Below are 18,608 nucleotides of genomic sequence, written 5' to 3' on the forward strand. Positions count from 1 at the left end.
ATGACCGACGTCGCCGACCTCCTCGTCACCGGCTCCGTGATTCGCACGTCCGACCGCGCCCGTCCGCGCGCCGAGGCCTTCGCCGTGCGCGACGGACGGATCCTCGCCGTCGGCGACCGCGCCGACGTGGAGGCGTTCCGGGGCCGCCGCACGCGGGTCGTCGAGGTCGGCAACGCCGCCGTCTACCCCGGCTTCGTGGACGTGCACAACCACCACGCGCTCGCCGGGCGGACCGAGCTCTTCGAACTGTCGCTCGCCCCGTCCCTCACGCTCGACGAGATCCTCGACCGGGTGCGGGAGAAGGCGCAGACTCTGCCCGAGGACGCCTGGATCGTCGGCGGCGCCGTGGCCACGACCCTGCTGCCGACCCTCGCGGACACCGCCACCCGGCGGCGGCTGGACGAGGCGGCGGGCGGACGGCCGGTGGCGCTCATGGAGGACTCCCGCCACAACCGCTGGGCCAGCACCCGGGCCCTGGAGCTCGCCGGCATCACGGCGGCCAGCATCCCGACCTCCGGGGTCACGGTGCTCGACCCCGACGACGGCACCCCCACCGGCGTGCTCCTGGAAGCCGCCGGCATCCCGGTGCAGGAGGCGTACGACCGCAGCGGCGGACTCACCGCGGACCAGCATGCCGCCGCATCCCGGCACGGCATCGAGCTGCTCAACTCCTTCGGGATCACGGCGTTCCAGGACGCGGGGGTCTCTGTCGACATCCTCGCCGCACTCGCCGGGCTCGACCGCGCCGACGAGCTGCACGCCTGGGTCGTCTCCTCGCTCCTCATCAACGACGAGATCTTCGGGTTCGACCCCATCGGCGCTCCCCTGCTCGACCGGGGCGAGGAGTTCCGCACCCCGCACCATCGCCCGGACTTCGTGAAGATCTTCCTCGACGGCGTGCCGCCCGCCCGCACCGCCTCCTTCCTCGACCCGTATCCCGCGGATCCGGTGCACGGTGCGCACTTCCACGGCGAGACGACCATGACCCTCGACGAGCTCACCGGCTGGCTGCGGGCCGTCGCGGCCCGCGGTCTCGGGGCCAAGGTGCACTGCACTGGCGACGGGTCGGCACGCCTCGTGCTCGACGCGACCGCGCGCGTGCGCGCGGAGGGCTTCACGACGCCGGTGCAGATCGCGCACGGGCAGTTCCTCGCGGAGAGCGACATCCCCCGCCTGGCGGCCCTCGACGTCTCCGCCGACATCTCCCCGTTCATCTGGTACCCGGGCGTCATCCCTCAGGCGCTGGCGGACGTGCTGGGAGAGCGGGCCGAGCACTCGCAGCCCAACCGCGCCCTCCTCGACGCCGGAGCCCTCGTGGCCGGCGGCTCGGACTGGCCGGTGAGCGAGTCGCCGAACACGCTCGAAGGCCTGCAGGGGCTGGTGACACGCGCCGATCCGCTCGGTCGGGCCGCGGGCACGCTGTGGCCGGAGCAGGCGATCTCCGCCGAGGAGGCGCTGGAGGTCTTCACGATCAACGCCGCGACGGCGATGGGGCTCGGCGCGGAGACCGGTTCCCTGACCCCCGGCAAGTCCGCCGACTTCGTGATCCTGGAACGGGACGCGATCGGCGGACCGGCGGAGGAGATCGTGCACACCGAGGTCGTCTCGACGTGGTTCGCCGGGCGCACGGTGCACGAGCGCTGAGCGCGCTGCGCCGTACGATGGGCGCATGCGCCGCTTCCCCGCCTCCGTCTACCGGGTCGGGGACGAGCCCGATCCCCGGTTCTCCCTCGCCAACGAGCGCACGTTCCTGGCGTGGACCCGGACCGGCCTGGCCCTGATCGCGGGGGGCGTCGCGCTCGAGGTCCTCGGCCTCGACCTGCACCCCGGCTTCCGGCTGGCCGCCTCGCTGCTGCTGATGGTCGCCGGCACGGCCGTGGCGCCGCTCGCCTGGTTCGAGTGGATGCGGGCCGAACGCGCCCTCCGGCAGGGACGACCGCTGCCCGGCGCGCTGTCGGCGGTGGTGCTCGCCGTGGTCGTGGTGACGACGGGGCTGCTCGTCCTCGCCGGGGTGCTGTGGCGCTGAACGAGGCCTGCCGATGACCGCCCCCGATACCCCGGTGCCCGACGCCCCGGCGTCCGATCTGTACGATCCCGGGCTGCAGCCGGAGCGGACGGAGCTGGCCTGGCGGCGCACGGCCCTCGCGATCGCGGTCGGCTCGCTGCTGTCGCTGCGGGTGTTCCCCCTCGTGCTGCCGAGCGGCGCCGAGGGGTGGGGGCTCGTGCCGGGCGTGCTGGGCGTCGGCACCGCGGCACTGCTCTGGATCGCCGCGCGCCGTCGGCAGCGCCGGACGACCGCGGTGCTCACCGCCCGGGCGCGCGGACCGCTGCCGGGCGGCGGACTCCCGCTCGTGCTGACGGTGTTCGCGACCGGCTTCGGTCTCGTCGCCCTCGCGCTCGTGGCGGTGACGCTGCTCACCCGCTGACGGACAGGAGCGTGGGGCGAACGCGACAGATGTCGTGATCGCCCCGCGTCCCCTCGCCGCCCTCCCTCAGTCCGCGAGGACGAACCGCGCGCCGCGTTCGCCGATCATGGCCGCGGGCGCGTTGGTGTTGCCGGTGGGCACGGTCGGCATGACCGAGGCGTCGATCACCCGGAGCCCCTCGATCCCGCGCACCCGGAGCTGCGGGTCGACCACCGACTCCGGGTCGGAGCCCATGCGGCAGGTGCCGACCTGGTGGTGATAGGTGATGGCGGTGCGGCGCACCCACTCATCCACGTCGTCGTCCGCCACGTCCGGCCCGGGGTAGACCTCGACCGCTCCCCACTCCTCGGCGAGCGCGGGCTGCGTGCCGATACGGCGGCACTGGCGCACCGAGGCCGCGAGGGCGTCAGCGTCGCGTTGATCCTCCAGCGCCGCCAGGTCGATGTGCGGCAGGTCATCGAGGCCGGGACCGGTGAGGCGCAGCTCGCCGCGGCTGTACGGCGTCACCAGACCCGCCATGAGCGTGAACCCGTCGGTGCCCTTCGGCTCCAGGTCGCCCCACATCGGCACGGAGAAGTGGATGGGCTGCGTGTCCGGCTGCGCGAGGCCGTCGCGGCTCCGCCAGAACAGGTGGCTCTGCGTGACGGACACTCCGGGCTGCGGCGGGCCGACGGGCTTCTTCTCGGTCGTGAAGATCACCGGCGACAGGAGGTGGTCGTGCAGGTTCTTGCCCACAGCGGGGGCGTCGAGCACGACGGGGATGCCGAGGGCACTCAGCTCGTCGGCGGGACCGATGCCCGAGCGGAGCAGGATGACAGGCGTGCCGAGTGCGCCCGCCGAGAGGATGACCTCGTCCGCGAACACCTCCTCGGCCTCGTCGCCCTCCCCCAGCCGGAGGCCGACCGCGCGCCCGTCGCGCACGATCACGGAGTGGACGGCGCGACCGGTGAGGATCGTCATCCTGTCGGCGACGGGCTGCGCGTAGGCGGTCCAGGTGTTGACGCGACGACCGTCCGTGATCGTGACCTGCTCCTGCGAGACGCCGTCGAGCGTGCCCCCGTTGTAGTTCGGGTTGCGCGGCAGCCCTTCCTCCACGGCGGCGTCGATGATCGAGGCCTGGATGGGCGCGAGCGCGTAGTCGTCGGTCACCGGCAGCAGGTCGTTCTCGATCGCGTCGTAGATCGGCTCGACCTCGGCCCAGCCCCATCCGGTCGCGCCCGCCGCCTCCCACGCGTCGTAGTCGGAGGCCGCGCCGCGCACCCAGATCATGGCGTTCAGCGCGTGCGACCCACCGGTGACCTTGCCGCGAGGGAGATGCAGCCGACGACCGGCCGCGTGCGGCTGCGGCACGGTGAAGAAGTCCCAGTCCTCGGCGGAGTGCCACAGCTCGCCCGCCCGGGAGGGATCATGGATGGCCGGGTTCGTGTCGTAGCCGCCCGCCTCGACGAGCGTCACCGCGACACCGGCGTCGGTGAGACGCCGCGCGACGATGGCGCCCGACGTACCCGCCCCGACGACGATCGCGGAGCGCACCGCGCCGCTGTTCGCCGCGGCCACGCTCACGCCTTCCGGCCCGGTCCGGAGACGACCTGGGTGACGGCGACGGACTTGAGCCCCTCGACGCCGAACTCCAGCCCGTAGCCCGAGCTCTTCACGCCGCCGAACGGCACCATCGGGTGCAGCCCGCCGTGCGAGTTGACCCACACCGTGCCGGACTGCATGCGCGCGGCGACGGCGCGGGCCTCCTCCGGGTCGCTCGCCCACACCGAGGCGCCGAGACCCACGTCGAGGGCGTTCGCGAGCGCGAAGGCCTCGTCGATGTCGCTGTACCGGATGACGGGGAGCGCGGGACCGAACTGCTCCTCCTGCACGAGCGCCGCGTCGTTGTCGATGTCGGCGACGATGGTGGGCCGGTAGAACAGCTCGCCGAGCTCGGAGGCCGGCTCTCCACCGGTGACGATCCGGGCGCCGCGGCTCCGCGCATCGTCGACCAAGCGACTGACGATGTCGAACTGCGGCCGGTTCTGCAGCGGCCCGAGCACGTTGCCCTCATCGAGCCCGTTGCCCATCGGCACCTGCGCGGCGATGGCGGCAAGCGCGTCCACGACCTCGTCGTACACGGAGTCGTGCACGTAGAGGCGCTTCATGGCGGCGCAGGTCTGTCCGGTGTTGATGAACGCACCCCAGAAGAGGTCTTCCGCGATGGCCGAGGGATCGGTGCCGGGGAGCACGATGCCCGCGTCGTTGCCGCCCAGTTCGAGCGTGAGGCGGGCGAGGTTGCCCGCGGAGCTCTCGATGATGCGGCGACCGGTCGCGGTCGAGCCGGTGAACATGATCTTGGCGATGTCGGGGTGCGAGGCGAGGCGGGCGCCCACCTCACGGTCTCCGGAGACCCCGATGAGCACATCGGCGGGCAGCACGTCATTCATCACGGCGAGCAGCGCGAGCACGCTCAGCGGGGTGTACTCGCTGGGCTTCGCGACGACCGTGTTGCCCATGCGCAGCGACGGGCCGATCTGCCAGATCGTGATCATGAGCGGCCAGTTCCACGGCCCGATGGCCCCGACCACGCCGGCCGCCTTGTAGACGAGCTCGGCGTGCAGCGTCTCGTCGTCGACGAGCACCTGCGGCTCCAGGACGGTGGTGGCGTTGGTGCGCAGCCAGGCCGAGCAGGCGCCGAGCTCGAACCGCGCGTTGGGACCGTTCAGCGGCTTCCCCTGCTCCCGCGACAGGAGGTAGGCGAGCCCTTCGGCGTTCGCGTCGATCGCGTCGGCCGCGGCCAGGAGGAGTGCGCTCCGCTTCTCGTGTCCGAGCGCTTCCCACGCGGGCTGCGCGGCCTTCGCGCGGGCGATCGCGTCGTCGAGGTCGGCGACCGTGGCCACGGGCGCGCGTCCGATGACCTCCCGCGTCGCGGCATCGGGGATCTCGCGCCCCTCGCCCTGCGGGGCCTGGATGCGGTCGAGCAGCGCCGCAGCGGCGGACGCCGCGGAATCGGCGGATCCGGAGTCGACGGCTACGGGAACGGCGGAATCGGACATCGGTGTCTCTCCTTCGAGCGGGTCACGGCGCGGACGCCGGTCTTCTTCTCATTCTCGGTCGGCCCGTGCCGCCGTACTTGTCGCGGAGCGCGCCGGAGATGTCCCCGCGCGAAGGATGCGCCCCCGAGCCGGTCCCGCGTGAGCGAATCGGGACCCCGTCCGGTGCGTGGGGTCGGGAAGCGCCGGGCGCGGCGTGCGCCATCGTCGCCTCGGATCCCACCAGGCCGGCCCTCGCACCTGCGGTACTCCCCCGCGCATGCGGATCTGCCACCCCGAGGTGTCCAGGGTGCGGTGGTGATGCCAGCACAGCGCGACCCCGTTGTCGGTGTGCGTCGGACCCCCGTGCGCGTGCTCCGTGACGTGGTGGATCTCGCACCAGGCGGCGGGGACGTGACATCCGGGGATCAGGCACTCGCCGTCCCGTACGCCGATCGCCCGGCGCTGCGCGGGGGTGAAGATCCGGTCGCTCGACCCGAGCCCGACGATCCTTCCGCCGGCCCCGAGCACGACCCGTTGGACCGTCCCTCCGCACGCCGTGTGCGCGGCCACTCGGGTCGACACCGGCGTCTCGACGCCCTCGACCCGCGCCCAGCCGCGCCCCGTGGCATAGTCCTCGGCGCCGACCGTGACCACGAGTGTCGGGGCGGCACCACCCAGCCGCGGCATGTCGTCGTGCCGGGCCGCGATCCCCAGGGCCGCTGCGAGCGCGTCGTGCTGCTTCTGTGCCCGCGTGCGCCCATCGACCATCCCGCCGGGATCGCCGCACGGCAGCACATCGTCGACCGGGGACACCGCGGTGTCCCGCCGCTCGGCATCGGAGTCCTCGAGTTCCGCGGACGGCACGAAGTGCACGCCGGGAAGCGGCGGCCCGTCGACCTTCGGGTTCAGATACGCGTCCCAGATCCGCTGCAGCTGCCCCGCGACCTCGGGCAGCAGTGCGCCCCGGACCGGGATCACGCCGTCCTTGGCGCGCCCCAGCACCACACCCCGAGCCCGCAGCGCGATGTCTTCCGCAGGCTCCGCGCCGTCGGGGTCGAGGTACTGCACGATCAGCTGCGCCCGCACCCGCAGATCCTCGGCTGTCGGTGCCGGACCGGTCTCGTTCTCGGCGTCACTGTTCTCGGCGCCGTCGCCGCTCTCCTCGCCACGAGCGACCTCGGCCAGATACGCGTCCGCCTCCCAGCGGTCGGCGAGGCGCACGCGAGGGCCGGCCTGCTCGATCGGCCCGGTCGCGGCCAACAACCCGGTCACGCCGATCGCCCCGTCGAGGAGGGCCTCGCGCAGCGCCGGCCATCGCGCCGGCAGCCACTCCCCGGAGGAGAGGTCGACCTCGCGCCGCACCAACCGCGCGCCCTTCACCAGGCGTGCGGCGGATGCGGCGTCGGCACGAAGGACACGCTGCAGCAGCTCGTTCATCGAGCGACAGCCGAACCGTCCGCAGAACGCCGGTTCCCCGGACCCCGCCGGACGCGGATCGACGCTCGCGACCGCCTCCACGATCACGGCCTCCACGCGTCGCTGGATCTCGCCCGCGACCCGCAGCAGGTCCATCATCGCCCCGGCATCGAGAGCGCCCACGGTGCCCGACTGCAGCACGGCGTCGAGAGCGACGACCGTGTCGTCGAGAACCGCTGCCGGGGTGCTTTCCATACGACGATTCAACCGAGGGCCACCGACATTGCGAGACCTGATTACCCCTGTTCAGAGCGATATTCCAGTACGCGCGGAGGAGTCCTCCTGCAGACGAACCGACCCGTGATCAAACCTCCACATCACCCAGCATCCGCCCCCGACGGCCCCCATCGCCGGAGAGGACATCACGCCCGGTCGAAGTCCTCGAAGATCAGGATCGTCCGCGTCGAGCGGATCGACGGGATCGCCTGGATGTCCTCCAGCACGATGCGGCGCAGGTCGCGCGCGTCGTTGGCACGCACGAGCAGCAGCACGTCGAAGTCGCCGCCGACGAGCGCCATGTGCTCGATCTCCGGGATCGCCCGGAGCCGCGCGCTCACCTCCTGCCACGTGGCCTGTTCGATGGCGAGGGTCACGTACGCGCTCGCGTGATGCCCCAGCAGCACGGGGTCGGTGCGCACGGTGTACCCCGTGATCACCCCGGCGTCGGTGAGGCGCTTGATGCGGGCATGCGCCCCCGCGCGGGAGATGTGCACCGCTTCGGCGATCGCGGTCATGGACGCCCGCGCATCCCGCCGCAGCTCCGCGAGGATCGCGCGATCCGTCTCGTCCAGCGCCGCCATGGCACCCCTCTCCCGCCCGGGAAATCCTGACATTTCGGAAGCCATTGTGGCACGTCGCGAGCAATCGTCCACGATCCCGCGACGGATCTTGGATGACTGTCGTACGCGCGGCATGCTGTCCTCATCGAGTTCGGCAAGGAAGGCGGACGGATGCACCCCCACGACATGCTCCCGCGAGACATCGCGGTACGACTGATCGCCGAGGACGGGACCGCCCTCCCCGACGAGGCCTACGCGCTCCCCGCCGCCGACGTCCTGCTGGCGGCCTACCGGGGTCTCGTCGAAGGCCGTCGCATCAACGATCAGGCCGGCGCGCTCGTGCGCCAGGGACGCCTCGCGGTCTACCCCTCCTCGCACGGCCAGGAGGCCTGCCAGGTGGCCGCGGCGATGGTGCTCGGCGACACCGACTGGCTCTTCCCCACCTACCGCGACTCGGTCGCCGTGATCGCCCGCGGCGTCGCGCCTGCGGAGGCGATGGTGCTCCTCAAGGGCGACTGGCACTCCGGCTACGACGTACGGGCGCACCGCGTCGCCCCGCAGGCCACCCCGCTCGCGACCCAGCTGCTGCACGCGGTCGGCTTCGCGCAGGCGGCGAAGCACCGCGGCGAGGACACCGTGGTGCTCGCGCTCTGCGGCGACGGCGCGACGAGCGAGGGCGACTTCCACGAGGCGATGAACTTCGCCGCCGTCTTCCACGTCCCGGTCGTGTTCTTCGTGCAGAACAACGAGTTCGCGATCTCGGTCCCCCTCTCCCGGCAGACCGCCGCGCCCTCCCTCGCCCACAAGGCGGTCGGCTACGGCATGCCGGGGCAGCGCGTCGACGGCAACGACGTGGCCGCGGTCCTCGCGGTGCTCACGGAGGCCGTCGACCGCGCCCGCGCCGGGGGCGGCCCCTCCCTCGTCGAGGCGCACACCTACCGCATGCAGGCGCACACCAACGCCGACGACGACACCCGCTACCGCGAACGCGAGGAGGTGCAGGCCTGGCTCGCCCGCGATCCGCTGCTCCGCCTGCGCGCGCACCTCACGGCGACGGGGACGCTGGACGACGAGGCAGAGTCGCGCTTCGCCGCAGGCGCGGAGGAGATCGCCGCCGCCATGCGCACCGCCCTGAACACCGACGCGGACCTCGACCCGGAAGACCTCTTCCGCTTCGTGACCGCGACCCGCTCGCCGCAGCGTGAGGAGCAGTGGCAGCTCCTCCGGGACGAGATCGCCCGCTCCCACCCCGCCGAGACGATGACGACCGGAGGCCCCCGATGACCATCGCCGAGCACGAGACGCCGGTCGCGGCGCACACCGGCACCACTACGACCATGACCATGGCCGCCGCCCTCAACCGCGCCCTCGCCGACGCCCTCGCCGCCGACCCCGACGTGGTCGTCTTCGGCGAAGATGTGGGAGCCCTCGGCGGCGTGTTCCGCATCACCGACGGGCTCACCGCCCGCTTCGGCGAGGACCGCTGCTTCGACACCCCGCTCGCGGAGTCCGGCATCATCGGCACCGCCGTCGGCATGGCGATGAACGGGATGCGCCCCGTGGTCGAGATGCAGTTCGATGCCTTCGCCCTCCCCGCCTTCGAGCAGATCGTCAGCCACGTGGCGAAGCTCGGCAACCGCACCCGCGGCGGGATGCGCATGCCGCTCGTGATCCGCATCCCGTTCGGGGGCGGCATCGGGGGCGTGGAGCATCACTGCGACTCGTCCGAGGCGTACTACGCGCACACCCCCGGCCTCACCGTCCTGAGTCCGTCCACCCCGCAGGACGCCTACTCGCTGCTCCGGGCGGCCATCGCCTCGCCGGACCCGGTGGTCTTCCTCGAGCCCAAGAAGCTCTACTGGTCGAAGGGCGAGGTCGACACCGCGGTGACGGCGGAGATCGGCTCGGCGCGCATCGCCAGGGAGGGCACCGACGTGACCCTCCTCGCGTACGGGGCCTCCGTGCCGCTCGCGCTGGAGGCGGCGGAGGTCGCCGCGGGCGAAGGGCGCAGCGTGCAGGTGGTCGACGTGCGCTCCCTGTCCCCCTTCGACGACGAGACGGTCACCGCGGCGGTGCGCTCCACGGGACGCGCGGTCGTGATCGCCGAGGCGCCGGGATTCGTCAGCGTGGCCTCCGAGATCCAGGCGCGGGTGTTCGAGCGCTGCTTCGAGTACCTGGAGGCCCCCGTGCGACGGGTGACCGGGTTCGACACCCCGTACGCACCGCCCAAGTTCGAGCACTGGTACCTGCCGGACGTCGATCGCGTGCTCGACGCGATCGACACGCTGCACTGGGAGGACGACGCATGAGCACGCCTGTGAAGACCGCGACCCGCGTGTTCCGCCTCCCCGACCTCGGCGAGGGACTCACCGAGGCCGGCCTCGTGCAGTGGCTGGTGTCCGTCGGCGACAGCATCGCGACCGATCAGGCCATCGCCGAGGTCGAGACCGCGAAGAGCGTCGTCGAACTGCCCTCGCCGTTCGCCGGCGTCGTGACGGCGCTGCACGGCACGCCCGGCGACACGATCGATGTCGGCGCCCCGGTGCTGGAGGTCGCCGACCCCGGCAGCGAGGAGACCGCATCCGCGCCGAAGGCCCCTGCCGCGCCGCCCGAGCACGAGGCGTACCGGCAGGAGGAGCGGGCGGGGTCGGGCAACGTCCTCATCGGGTACGGCACCTCGGCCTCCTCCGCGACGGGGCGGCGCCGTCGCCCCGCGGCGCCACGCCCCGCTCCGGCGCCCGCCTCGACAGCGCCCGCACCGGCAGCACCCGCCTCGACCGCTCCGGAGTCCCCCGCATCCGCCTCCCGCGAGCCCGCGCGTCCCGCGCCGGTCGCCGTGCGGTCGCCGCTCGTTCGGCGCCTCGCCCGCGACCTGGGCCTCGACGTGTACGCGATCGCCGCCACCGGAGCGGACGGGGCGATCACCCGCGCCGACGTGCTGCGCGCCGCCGTGGACCACGCCGTGGACGGCGTCGCGACCCCGACGCCGACCTCCGCGACCGCTCCCACCGGCGAGATCGACGGCCTCCCGGTCCGCAGCCGCGAGCGCCTGTCCCCGCTGCGCCGTACCGTGAGCGCCCGGCTCGCCCGCAGCCGCTCCGAGATCCCCGAGGCCACCGTGTGGGTCGACGTCGACGCCACCGAGCTCTGGGACCTCCGCGGGCGGATGGCTCCCGAGGGCGCGAAGGCCCCGTCGATCACGGCGCTCCTCGCGCGGTTCGTGCTGCTCGCACTGGAGGACTACCCGGTCCTCGCCTCGCGGCTCAGCGACGACGGCTCCGAGTTGATCTCGTTCGACGGCGTGAACCTCGGCGTCGCGGCCGACACCGAACGCGGCCTCCTCGTCCCGGTCGTCCCGCACGCGCACCGGCTCACGGTCGCCGACCTCGACGCCGCCCTGCGCGAGCTCGCGGCCACCGCGCGCGCCGGCACGCTGCCGCCCGAGCGGCTCCGCGGATCGACCTTCACGCTCAACAACTACGGCGGGCTCGGCGTCGACGGCTCCGCGGCGATCATCAATCACCCCGACGTCGCGATCCTCGGCATCGGCCGGATCATCGAGCGGCCCTGGGTCGTGGACGGGGCGATCGTGCCGCGTCGCATCGTCCAGCTCTCGCTCGTGTTCGACCACCGCGTCTGCGACGGCGGGTATGCGGCCGGATTCCTCCGCCGCGTGGTGGAGCTCATCGAGCATCCGCTCCGCGCCTTCGGGCGGGTCTGAGCTCGACCCGGCCGGCGAACCCTCGTGGGCGGAGCGCCGATACGCTACGCTCGGCGATTACTGACCGATCATTCGGTAAGTCATCGCCGACGTACCCGCGTCGGCGCTCCCCCTCGCAGAACAACGGAGTTCGCATGACCTCAGCCACCGCAGCCGCCTCGTCGACCGGAAGGATGCCCGCCGAGGAGCGGCGCGTCCTCGCCGGCACCCTCGTGGGGACGTCGATCGAGTGGTACGACTTCTTCATCTACGCCCAGGCGGCGGGCCTCGTGCTCGCCCCGCTCTTCCTCGCTCCCATCGCGGAGTCGAGCCCCGGGCTCGCCCAGGTGCTCTCGTTCGCGACCATCGGCATCTCGTTCCTGTTCCGCCCGCTCGGCGCGATCGTCGCCGGACACCTCGGCGACAAGCTCGGCCGGAAGAAGATGCTCGTCTTCACCCTCGTGATGATGGGACTGTCCACCTCCCTCATCGGCCTGCTGCCCACGTACGCCGCCATCGGCGTCGCCGCCCCGATCCTCCTGATCCTCCTGCGCATCCTGCAGGGCTTCTCCGCCGGCGGCGAATGGGGCGGCGCGGCGCTCATGGCCGTCGAGCACGCCCCGACGGCGCGACGCGGCCTGTTCGGCGCGTTCCCGCAGATCGGCGTGCCGGTCGGCATGATCCTCGCCACCTTCACCCTCTGGGCCCTCACGAGCTCGATGTCCCCCGAGGCCTTCCTCGAGTGGGGCTGGCGCATCCCGTTCCTGCTCTCGATCGTGCTCATCGCGGTCGGCTACGTGATCCGTCGCGCGGTCGACGAGAGCCCCGTGTTCGAAGACCTGCGTCGCCGCCGCAAGGAGGCCTCGGCGCCGCTCGGGCAGCTCTTCCGGGCGCACACGAAGCAGGTCGTGCTCACAGCCGTCATCTTCATCGCCAACAACGCCGCGGGATACCTGCTGATCGCGTTCTTCGCGACGTACGCCGTCACGGCTCTCGGCATGGAGCGCCCGCCGGTGCTGCTGGCGACCACGCTCGCCTCGTTCGGCTGGCTGATCTTCACACTGTGGGGCGGCGCGCTGTCCGACCGCCTCGGCCGCATCCGCACGTTCCAGATCGGGTACGTCGCCCTCGCGGTGTGGGCCATCCCGATGTGGTTCCTCATCGACACCGCGAACATCGTCTGGTACTTCGTCGCCCTGTTCGTCATGACGTTCGCGCTCGGGCTCTCGTACGGCCCGCAGGCGGCGCTGTACGCCGAGATGTTCCCCGCGAACGTGCGCTACTCGGGCGTCTCGATCGGCTATGCCCTCGGCGCCATCCTCGGCGGCGCGTTCGCACCGATGATCGCGGAGGCGCTGCTGAACCAGTTCCACGCCGCGTGGACGATCGGCGTCTACATCGCGGTCGCGTCGATCATCTCGCTCATCGGCGTCTCGCTGGTGAAGGAGACGAAGGGCGTGGATCTCAGCGTCTGACTCCTGGTCCGGGATCGCGGCCGGCCGTGCGCCTGTGCCATAATTACCTTACGATCGGTCAGTAATTCGCGACCGGCCGCTCCCGGACCACACCAGGACGACGAAGTCAGGAGATCCGCATGCCAGAGGCCTACCTCGTCGGAGGGGTCCGCACCCCGGTCGGCCGCTACGGCGGCACCCTCTCCGCCGTCCGTCCCGACGACCTCGCGGCGCTCGTCGTCGGCGAGGCCGTGCGCCGCGCCGGGCTCGACCCGGCGCGTACGGAGCTGGACGAGGTCATCCTCGGCGCCGCCAACCAGGCCGGAGAGGACAACCGGAACGTCGCCCGGATGGCGGTGCTCCTCGCCGGTCTCCCCGACACCGTGCCGGGCATCACGGTCAACCGGCTGTGCGCCTCCGGGATGTCCGCGGTCACCATGGCCGCACAGGCGATCCGCGCGGGCGACGCCGATCTCCTCGTCGCCGGCGGCGTCGAGTCCATGACCCGCGCCCCCTGGGTGCAGGCCAAGCCGGAGAAGGCGTGGGCGAAGCCCGGAGCCGCCTTCGACACCTCGATCGGCTGGCGCTTCCCGAACCCGCGGCTCGCCGCGCGGGACAAGGCCACCTTCACGATGCCGGAGACGGCGGAGGAGGTCGCCCGCGTCGACGGCATCACCCGCGCCGAGGCCGACGCCTTCGCCGTCCGCTCGCAGCAGCGCGCCGCCGCCGCGATCGCCGCCGGCCGCTTCGCCCCGGAGATCGTCGGCGTTCCCGTCCGCGACGGCGAGGTGCTCGTCGACGAGGGGCCGCGCCCGGATACCACCCTCGAGGTGCTCGCGCGCCTCCGTCCCGTCGTGGCCGGCGGAGAGGTCGTCACTGCCGGCAACTCCAGCGCCCTCAACGACGGCGCCTCGGCCGTGCTCGTGGCGAGCGCCGAAGCCGTCGAGCGCCACGGACTGACGCCCCGCGCCCGGATCGTCATCGGCACCTCCGCCGCGCTGGCTCCGGAGATCATGGGACTCGGACCGGTCCCCGCGACGGAGAAGGCGCTGCGCCGTTCGGGGCTCTCCCTCGACGACATCGGCGCCGTGGAGCTCAACGAGGCGTTCGCCTCGCAGTCGCTCGCCTGCATCCGGCGGCTCGGCCTCGACGAGGACCGCGTGAACGCCGACGGCGGCGCCATCGCTCTCGGCCACCCGCTCGGCTCGTCCGGCTCGCGCCTGCTCGTGACGCTGATGGGACGCATGGAGCGCGAGGACTCCCGCTACGGCCTCGCCACGATGTGCGTCGGCGTCGGCCAGGGCGCGGCCGTGATCCTGGAGAAGGTGTGAGCGGCGCGGACGAGCCGCTGCTCGTCACCCGCACCGCGGACCGCGTCGTCGCGACCCTGAACCGTCCGCACAAGCGCAACGCGATCGACCAGGCCACGATCGACGCCCTGCACGCGCTGTGCGCCGAGCTGGAGGAGACGCCGCGCACGCTCATCCTCACCGGCGCCGACGGGGTGTTCGCGGCGGGCGCCGACATCGCCGAGCTCCGGGACCGTCGCGCCGACGACGCCCGCCGCGGCATCAACGCCCACGCGTTCGTCCGCGTCGCGGAGCTGCCGATGCCCGTGATCGCCGCGATTGACGGCTACGCGCTCGGCGGTGGCGCGGAACTCGCGTATGCCGCCGATATCCGCCTCGCGACGCCGACGCTGAAGATCGGCAACCCGGAGACCGGCCTGGGCATCCTCGCCGCGGCGGGAGCGAGCTGGCGCCTCAAGGAGATCGTGGGCGACGCCCGCGCCATCGAGCTGCTGTTGACCGGCCGCACGGTGCACGCCGAGGAGGCCCTCCGCATCGGTCTCGTCTCCTCGCTGCACGAGGTCGCCGACCTCCTCGACGCCGCCCATGCGGTCGCCGACCGCATCGCCCGCAACGACCCCGCGGCGACCGTCGCGACCAAGCGGGTGTTCCGGGCGCCGCGCGACCAGCACCCCGCGGTCGACCTCGAGGAGCAGGCCACGCTGTTCGAGAGCCCGGAGAAGCACCGCCGCATGACCGCCTTCCTGGAACGGAGAGACCGATGAGCACGCCCTCCTCCCCCGAAGCCGCAGCGCCGGCCCGCGTCGGCGTGCTCGGCGGCGGACGCATGGGCGCGGGCATCGCCCACGCCTTCCTCCTCGCCGGATCCCCCGTGACCGTCGTCGAGCGGGACGACGACGCCGCCGCGGCCGCCGCCGCCCGCGTGCTCGGGTCGATCGACGCCTCGCTCTCCCGCGGCACGGCGATCGAGACCACCGACGCGTATCGCGCCCGGTTCGCGACCGGGACCGACGCCGCCCTGTTCGCGGACTGCACCCTCGTCATCGAGGCCGTCCCGGAGGAGCTGTCGCTCAAGATCGACGCCCTCACCCGCGTCGAGCGCCACCTCGCCGACGATGCGGCCCTCGCGTCCAACACCTCGTCCATCTCGATCGACGAGCTCGCGGCGGTGCTCGACCGCCCCGAGCGCTTCCTCGGGATGCACTTCTTCAACCCGGTGCCCGCCTCGACCCTCGTGGAAGTGGTGCGTGGCGGCGCGACCGCGGAGACTCTCGTCGCGGACGCGGCCTCCTGGGTCCGCGCGCTGGGGAAGACGCCCATCGTCGTCGCCGACGCCCCGGGTTTCGCGTCGTCCCGCCTCGGCGTCGCCCTCGGCCTCGAGGCGATCCGGATGCTCGAGGACGGCGTCGCCTCCGCCGCCGACATCGACGCGGCCATGACCTTGGGCTACAAGCACCCGGTGGGACCGCTCCGGCTCACCGACATCGTCGGGCTGGACGTCCGGCTCGGCATCGCCGAGTACCTCGCGGCGCAGCTCGGCTCGCGCTTCGAACCCCCGGCCCTGCTGCGCCGCCTCGTCGCGGAGGGGCACCTCGGCCGCAAGAGCGGACGCGGCTTCTACGAATGGGACGACTGATGAAGGGAACCCCGATGACCGAGATCCTCCCCAGCTACGTGCAGGGCTCCTGGTGGACGCCCGCCTCCGACGCGGACGCCACCGCGGTGCGCGACGCCTCGACCGGGGAGACGGTGGCCCGCGTCTCCACCGCCGGCCTCGACCTCGGCGCGGCGCTCGACTACGCCCGCACCACCGGCCAGGCCGCGCTCGGGGAGCTCACATTCCACCAGCGCGCCGTGCTGCTCAAGCAGCTCGCGCTCGCGCTGACCGCCCGCAAGGAGGAGCTGTACGCGCTCTCCAGCCGCACCGGCGCCACCGCGCAGGACTCCTGGGTCGACATCGACGGCGGCATCGGCGTGCTCTTCGCGTACTCCAGCAAGGGCCGCCGCGAGCTGCCGAACGCGAAGGTCTACGTCGACGGCGCCGTGGAGAACCTGTCGCGGGACGGCTCCTTCCTCGGTCGGCACATCTACACCCGGCTGCCCGGGGTGGCGGTGCAGATCAACGCCTTCAACTTCCCCGTGTGGGGCTCGCTGGAGAAGTTCGCGCCGGCCTTCCTCGCCGGTGTCCCCACGGTCGTGAAGCCCGCCACCCCCACCGGCTACCTCACCGAGGCCATGGTGCGCGTGATGGTCGAGTCCGGACTGCTGCCCGAGGGGTCGCTGCAGCTCGTCTCCGGCAGCGTGCCCGACCTCTTCGAGCACCTCCGCCTGGGCGACCTCGTCGCGTTCACCGGCTCAGCGTCGACGGCGGAGCGGCTGCGGGCGCACGACGCGGTGCAGACCGGCGGGGTCCGCTTCACCAGCGAGACCGACTCGATCAACGCCTCGGTGCTCGGCACGGATGCGGCATCCGGCACGCCGGAGTTCGACGCCTACGTGAAGCAGCTCGTCGCGGAGATGACGTCGAAGGCCGGGCAGAAGTGCACCGCGATTCGGCGGGCGATCGTGCCCGAGGACGCGGTGGACGACGTGATCGCCGCGGTGCGCGACCGGCTCGCGGCGCGGATCGTCGTGGGCGACCCGCGCGCCGAGGGCGTGACGATGGGACCGCTCGCCTCCACGGCCCAGCGCGACGAGGTGCTCCGGCAGGTGGCGCGACTCCGCGAGGGCGGGGGCGAGCTCGTGATCGGGTCCCCGGAGACGCCGACGGTCCGCCGTGCGGACGGCAGCGAGGGCCCTGCGGAGGACGGCGCGTTCGTGGCGCCGATGCTCCTGCGCTTCGCCGATGCGACCAGCCCCGCCGTGAACGAGATCGAGGCGTTCGGCCCCGTCTCCAGCATCCTCGGCTACCGCACGCTGGACGAGGCGGCGGCACTCGTGGCCCGGGGCGGCGGCTCGCTCGTGACGAGTGTCGCGACGCACGACCCGGAGGTCGCGACCACGCTCGCCGCGGGGATCGCCGCGTACAACGGCCGCGTGCTCTTCCTCGACCGCGACGACGCCCGCAGCTCGACCGGCCACGGCTCCCCGCTCCCGAACCTCGTGCACGGCGGTCCCGGCCGCGCCGGCGGCGGAGAGGAGCTCGGCGGCATCCGGGCGGTGCTGCACCACATGCAGCGCACCGCGGTGCAGGGCTCCCCGGAGATGATGACCGCGCTCACCGGGGTGTGGCACCAGGGGGCCTCGGCCCGTCCGTTCGACTCGGGCGACGGCGTGCACCCCTTCCGCAAGTCGCTGGCGGAGCTGCGCATCGGCGACCAGGTCGTCAGTCCCTCGCGCACCGTCACCCTCGACGACATCGAGACGTTCGCGGCGTTCACGGGCGACACGTTCTACGCGCACATGGACGAGGCGTCCGCGGCGGCAAACCCCTTCTTCCCCGGACGCGTAGCGCACGGCTACCTGCTCGTGTCGTGGGCGGCGGGGCTCTTCGTCGATCCGGCTCCCGGTCCCGTGCTCGCGAACTCCGGGCTGGAGAACCTGCGCTTCGTGACCCCGGTCTCCCCCGGCGACGAGATCCGCGTCGAGCTCACCGCCAAGCAGATCACGCCGCGGGAGACCGACGAGTACGGCGAGGTGCGCTGGGACGCGGTGCTGAAGAACCAGGACGACGAGCTCGTCGCGACCTACGACGTCCTGACTCTCGTCGCGAAGGAGCTCACTCCCGCCGCATAGTCCCGAGACCCCGGGTTCTCGTCGAGGCCCCGCCCTTCCCACGCGGAGACGGCGGGGCCTCGGCGCGAAGACGGGGGCTCGCGAGTCAGGGGTGGCGGAGGCCGTCGAGGGCGATCGCGACGACGTCGTCGGCGAGGCGATCGGCGCCCTCGCGACCACCGGGGCGGTACCACTCGACGATCGAGTTGATCATGCCGAACGTCAGGCGGGCGACGACGGCCGCGTCGATGTCGGAGCGCAGGGCACCCTCGGCCTGCGCCTCCGCGACGAGGGCCGTGATGCGGCGGTCGAACGCCCGCCGCCGGGTGAGGGCGCGGCGCTCGACGTCGGTGTTCCCGCGCACGCGCAGCAGCAGCGTCACGGCGGGGAGCTGATCCACGAGCACATGGACGGCCCCGCGGAGCACGTGCTCCAGCCGGGCAACGGCGTCGGCTGCTCCCGCGTCGACCGGGAGGGGTGCGTCGACCACCGCTTCGAGCCCGCCGAGAGCGCTGTCGAGGGCACGGTCGAGGATCTCGTCCTTCGACCCGAAGTGATGGTAGATCGCCGACTTCGACAGCCCGAGGCGCTCGGCGAGCATCCCGATCGAGGTCGCGTCGTAGCCGTGCTCGTTGAAGGCGGCCACCGCGACCGCGAGGATCCCCTGCTGGTCGTACCCGGGGCGGCCGCGCCGCGTGGTCTGCATCTCGGACATCCCCCTCAGTCTCGCAC

The 18,608-nt window shown here is 72.8% G+C and carries 16 protein-coding genes; 11 read left to right on the forward strand and 5 right to left on the reverse strand.

Annotation, left to right across the window (positions count from 1 at the left end; all coding sequences use genetic code 11):
* The 3 genes from BK819_RS00080 to BK819_RS00090 are packed head-to-tail and all read left to right on the forward strand — an operon-like array spanning position 1 to position 2,426.
* Positions 1-1,644: an amidohydrolase gene (locus tag BK819_RS00080; protein WP_071327389.1), complete on the forward strand. Its 1,644-nt coding sequence runs from the start codon at positions 1-3 to the stop codon at positions 1,642-1,644.
* Positions 1,645-1,669: 25 nt separating this feature from the next.
* On the forward strand, positions 1,670-2,026 hold the full coding sequence (locus BK819_RS00085) for a YidH family protein (protein WP_062636014.1): 357 nt from the start codon (positions 1,670-1,672) through the stop codon (positions 2,024-2,026).
* 13 nt (positions 2,027-2,039) lie between these two features.
* Positions 2,040-2,426, forward strand: a complete 387-nt coding sequence (locus BK819_RS00090; protein WP_071327390.1) for a DUF202 domain-containing protein — start codon at positions 2,040-2,042, stop codon at positions 2,424-2,426.
* Between the two features lie 66 nt (positions 2,427-2,492).
* Here BK819_RS00090 and BK819_RS00095 read toward each other — a convergent pair whose 3' ends face one another.
* The 4 genes from BK819_RS00095 to BK819_RS00110 form a co-directional block, all read right to left on the reverse strand.
* Positions 2,493-3,983: a GMC family oxidoreductase gene (locus tag BK819_RS00095; RefSeq protein WP_083391592.1), complete on the reverse strand. Its 1,491-nt coding sequence runs from the start codon at positions 3,981-3,983 to the stop codon at positions 2,493-2,495.
* A gap of 2 nt (positions 3,984-3,985) precedes the next feature.
* Entirely contained in the window at positions 3,986-5,464 is a 1,479-nt protein-coding gene (locus BK819_RS00100) for an aldehyde dehydrogenase family protein (protein WP_256209328.1), read from the reverse strand.
* A gap of 48 nt (positions 5,465-5,512) precedes the next feature.
* A complete protein-coding gene (locus BK819_RS00105; RefSeq protein ID WP_071327391.1) occupies positions 5,513-7,114 on the reverse strand; it encodes an HNH endonuclease signature motif containing protein in 1,602 nt (533 codons plus the stop codon).
* Between the two features lie 167 nt (positions 7,115-7,281).
* Positions 7,282-7,719, reverse strand: a complete 438-nt coding sequence (locus BK819_RS00110) for an Lrp/AsnC family transcriptional regulator (RefSeq protein ID WP_071327392.1) — start codon at positions 7,717-7,719, stop codon at positions 7,282-7,284.
* Positions 7,720-7,884: 165 nt separating this feature from the next.
* On the opposite strand from BK819_RS00110, the gene BK819_RS00115 reads away from it, so the two are divergent.
* From BK819_RS00115 to paaZ, 8 genes are all read left to right on the forward strand, one after another.
* The gene (locus BK819_RS00115) at positions 7,885-8,982 is read left to right on the forward strand and encodes a thiamine pyrophosphate-dependent enzyme (RefSeq protein WP_371259794.1); all 1,098 of its coding nucleotides are present in this window, start codon (positions 7,885-7,887) and stop codon (positions 8,980-8,982) included.
* Positions 8,979-10,007, forward strand: coding sequence for an alpha-ketoacid dehydrogenase subunit beta (locus BK819_RS00120; RefSeq protein ID WP_071327394.1), 1,029 nt, complete (start codon positions 8,979-8,981; stop codon positions 10,005-10,007). Before BK819_RS00115 ends, BK819_RS00120 begins: the two co-directional genes overlap by 4 nt.
* Complete coding sequence (locus BK819_RS00125; protein WP_071327395.1) at positions 10,004-11,419, forward strand: dihydrolipoamide acetyltransferase family protein; 1,416 nt, start codon at positions 10,004-10,006, stop codon at positions 11,417-11,419. Before BK819_RS00120 ends, BK819_RS00125 begins: the two co-directional genes overlap by 4 nt.
* A 134-nt stretch (positions 11,420-11,553) precedes the next feature.
* Positions 11,554-12,873 (forward strand): MFS transporter, encoded by a 1,320-nt coding sequence (locus tag BK819_RS00130; RefSeq protein WP_025103845.1) that lies wholly within the window; start codon positions 11,554-11,556, stop codon positions 12,871-12,873.
* Positions 12,874-12,992: 119 nt separating this feature from the next.
* Entirely contained in the window at positions 12,993-14,183 is a 1,191-nt protein-coding gene (locus BK819_RS00135) for an acetyl-CoA C-acyltransferase (protein ID WP_071327396.1), read from the forward strand.
* Positions 14,180-14,926, forward strand: a complete 747-nt coding sequence (locus tag BK819_RS00140; RefSeq protein WP_083391593.1) for an enoyl-CoA hydratase/isomerase family protein — start codon at positions 14,180-14,182, stop codon at positions 14,924-14,926. The genes BK819_RS00135 and BK819_RS00140 overlap by 4 nt, the downstream gene beginning before the upstream one ends.
* Positions 14,923-15,798 carry a 3-hydroxyacyl-CoA dehydrogenase family protein gene (locus BK819_RS00145; RefSeq protein WP_071327397.1) on the forward strand — a complete coding sequence of 292 codons (876 nt, stop codon included), beginning with the start codon at positions 14,923-14,925 and terminating at the stop codon, positions 15,796-15,798. The genes BK819_RS00140 and BK819_RS00145 overlap by 4 nt, the downstream gene beginning before the upstream one ends.
* Before the next feature lie 14 nt (positions 15,799-15,812).
* Entirely contained in the window at positions 15,813-17,897 is a 2,085-nt protein-coding gene (paaZ, locus tag BK819_RS00150) for a phenylacetic acid degradation bifunctional protein PaaZ (protein WP_083391654.1), read from the forward strand.
* A gap of 85 nt (positions 17,898-17,982) precedes the next feature.
* Here the strand turns inward: paaZ and BK819_RS00155 are convergent, their stop codons facing one another.
* A complete protein-coding gene (locus BK819_RS00155; RefSeq protein WP_071327399.1) occupies positions 17,983-18,591 on the reverse strand; it encodes a TetR/AcrR family transcriptional regulator in 609 nt (202 codons plus the stop codon).
* Between the last annotated feature and the right edge of the window lie 17 nt (positions 18,592-18,608).

The sequence above is a fragment of the Microbacterium sp. LCT-H2 genome, from assembly GCF_001866135.1.
GTDB lineage: Bacteria > Actinomycetota > Actinomycetes > Actinomycetales > Microbacteriaceae > Microbacterium.

What these genes read in the sequence shown, in the direction of transcription:
- BK819_RS00135 (WP_071327396.1), top strand. Translation starts at nt 12,993, where the DNA reads ATGCCAGAGGCCTACCTCGTCGGAGGGGTCCGCACCCCGGTCGGCCGC.
- BK819_RS00120 (WP_071327394.1), top strand. Translation starts at nt 8,979, where the DNA reads ATGACCATCGCCGAGCACGAGACGCCGGTCGCGGCGCACACCGGCACC.
- BK819_RS00090 (WP_071327390.1), top strand. Translation starts at nt 2,040, where the DNA reads ATGACCGCCCCCGATACCCCGGTGCCCGACGCCCCGGCGTCCGATCTG.
- BK819_RS00130 (WP_025103845.1), top strand. Translation starts at nt 11,554, where the DNA reads ATGACCTCAGCCACCGCAGCCGCCTCGTCGACCGGAAGGATGCCCGCC.
- BK819_RS00080 (WP_071327389.1), top strand. Translation starts at nt 1, where the DNA reads ATGACCGACGTCGCCGACCTCCTCGTCACCGGCTCCGTGATTCGCACG.
- BK819_RS00145 (WP_071327397.1), top strand. Translation starts at nt 14,923, where the DNA reads ATGAGCACGCCCTCCTCCCCCGAAGCCGCAGCGCCGGCCCGCGTCGGC.
- BK819_RS00155 (WP_071327399.1), bottom strand. Translation starts at nt 18,591, where the DNA reads ATGTCCGAGATGCAGACCACGCGGCGCGGCCGCCCCGGGTACGACCAG.
- BK819_RS00100 (WP_256209328.1), bottom strand. Translation starts at nt 5,464, where the DNA reads ATGTCCGATTCCGCCGTTCCCGTAGCCGTCGACTCCGGATCCGCCGAT.
- BK819_RS00085 (WP_062636014.1), top strand. Translation starts at nt 1,670, where the DNA reads ATGCGCCGCTTCCCCGCCTCCGTCTACCGGGTCGGGGACGAGCCCGAT.
- BK819_RS00105 (WP_071327391.1), bottom strand. Translation starts at nt 7,114, where the DNA reads ATGGAAAGCACCCCGGCAGCGGTTCTCGACGACACGGTCGTCGCTCTC.
- BK819_RS00125 (WP_071327395.1), top strand. Translation starts at nt 10,004, where the DNA reads ATGAGCACGCCTGTGAAGACCGCGACCCGCGTGTTCCGCCTCCCCGAC.
- paaZ (WP_083391654.1), top strand. Translation starts at nt 15,813, where the DNA reads ATGACCGAGATCCTCCCCAGCTACGTGCAGGGCTCCTGGTGGACGCCC.
- BK819_RS00110 (WP_071327392.1), bottom strand. Translation starts at nt 7,719, where the DNA reads ATGGCGGCGCTGGACGAGACGGATCGCGCGATCCTCGCGGAGCTGCGG.
- BK819_RS00115 (WP_371259794.1), top strand. Translation starts at nt 7,885, where the DNA reads ATGCTCCCGCGAGACATCGCGGTACGACTGATCGCCGAGGACGGGACC.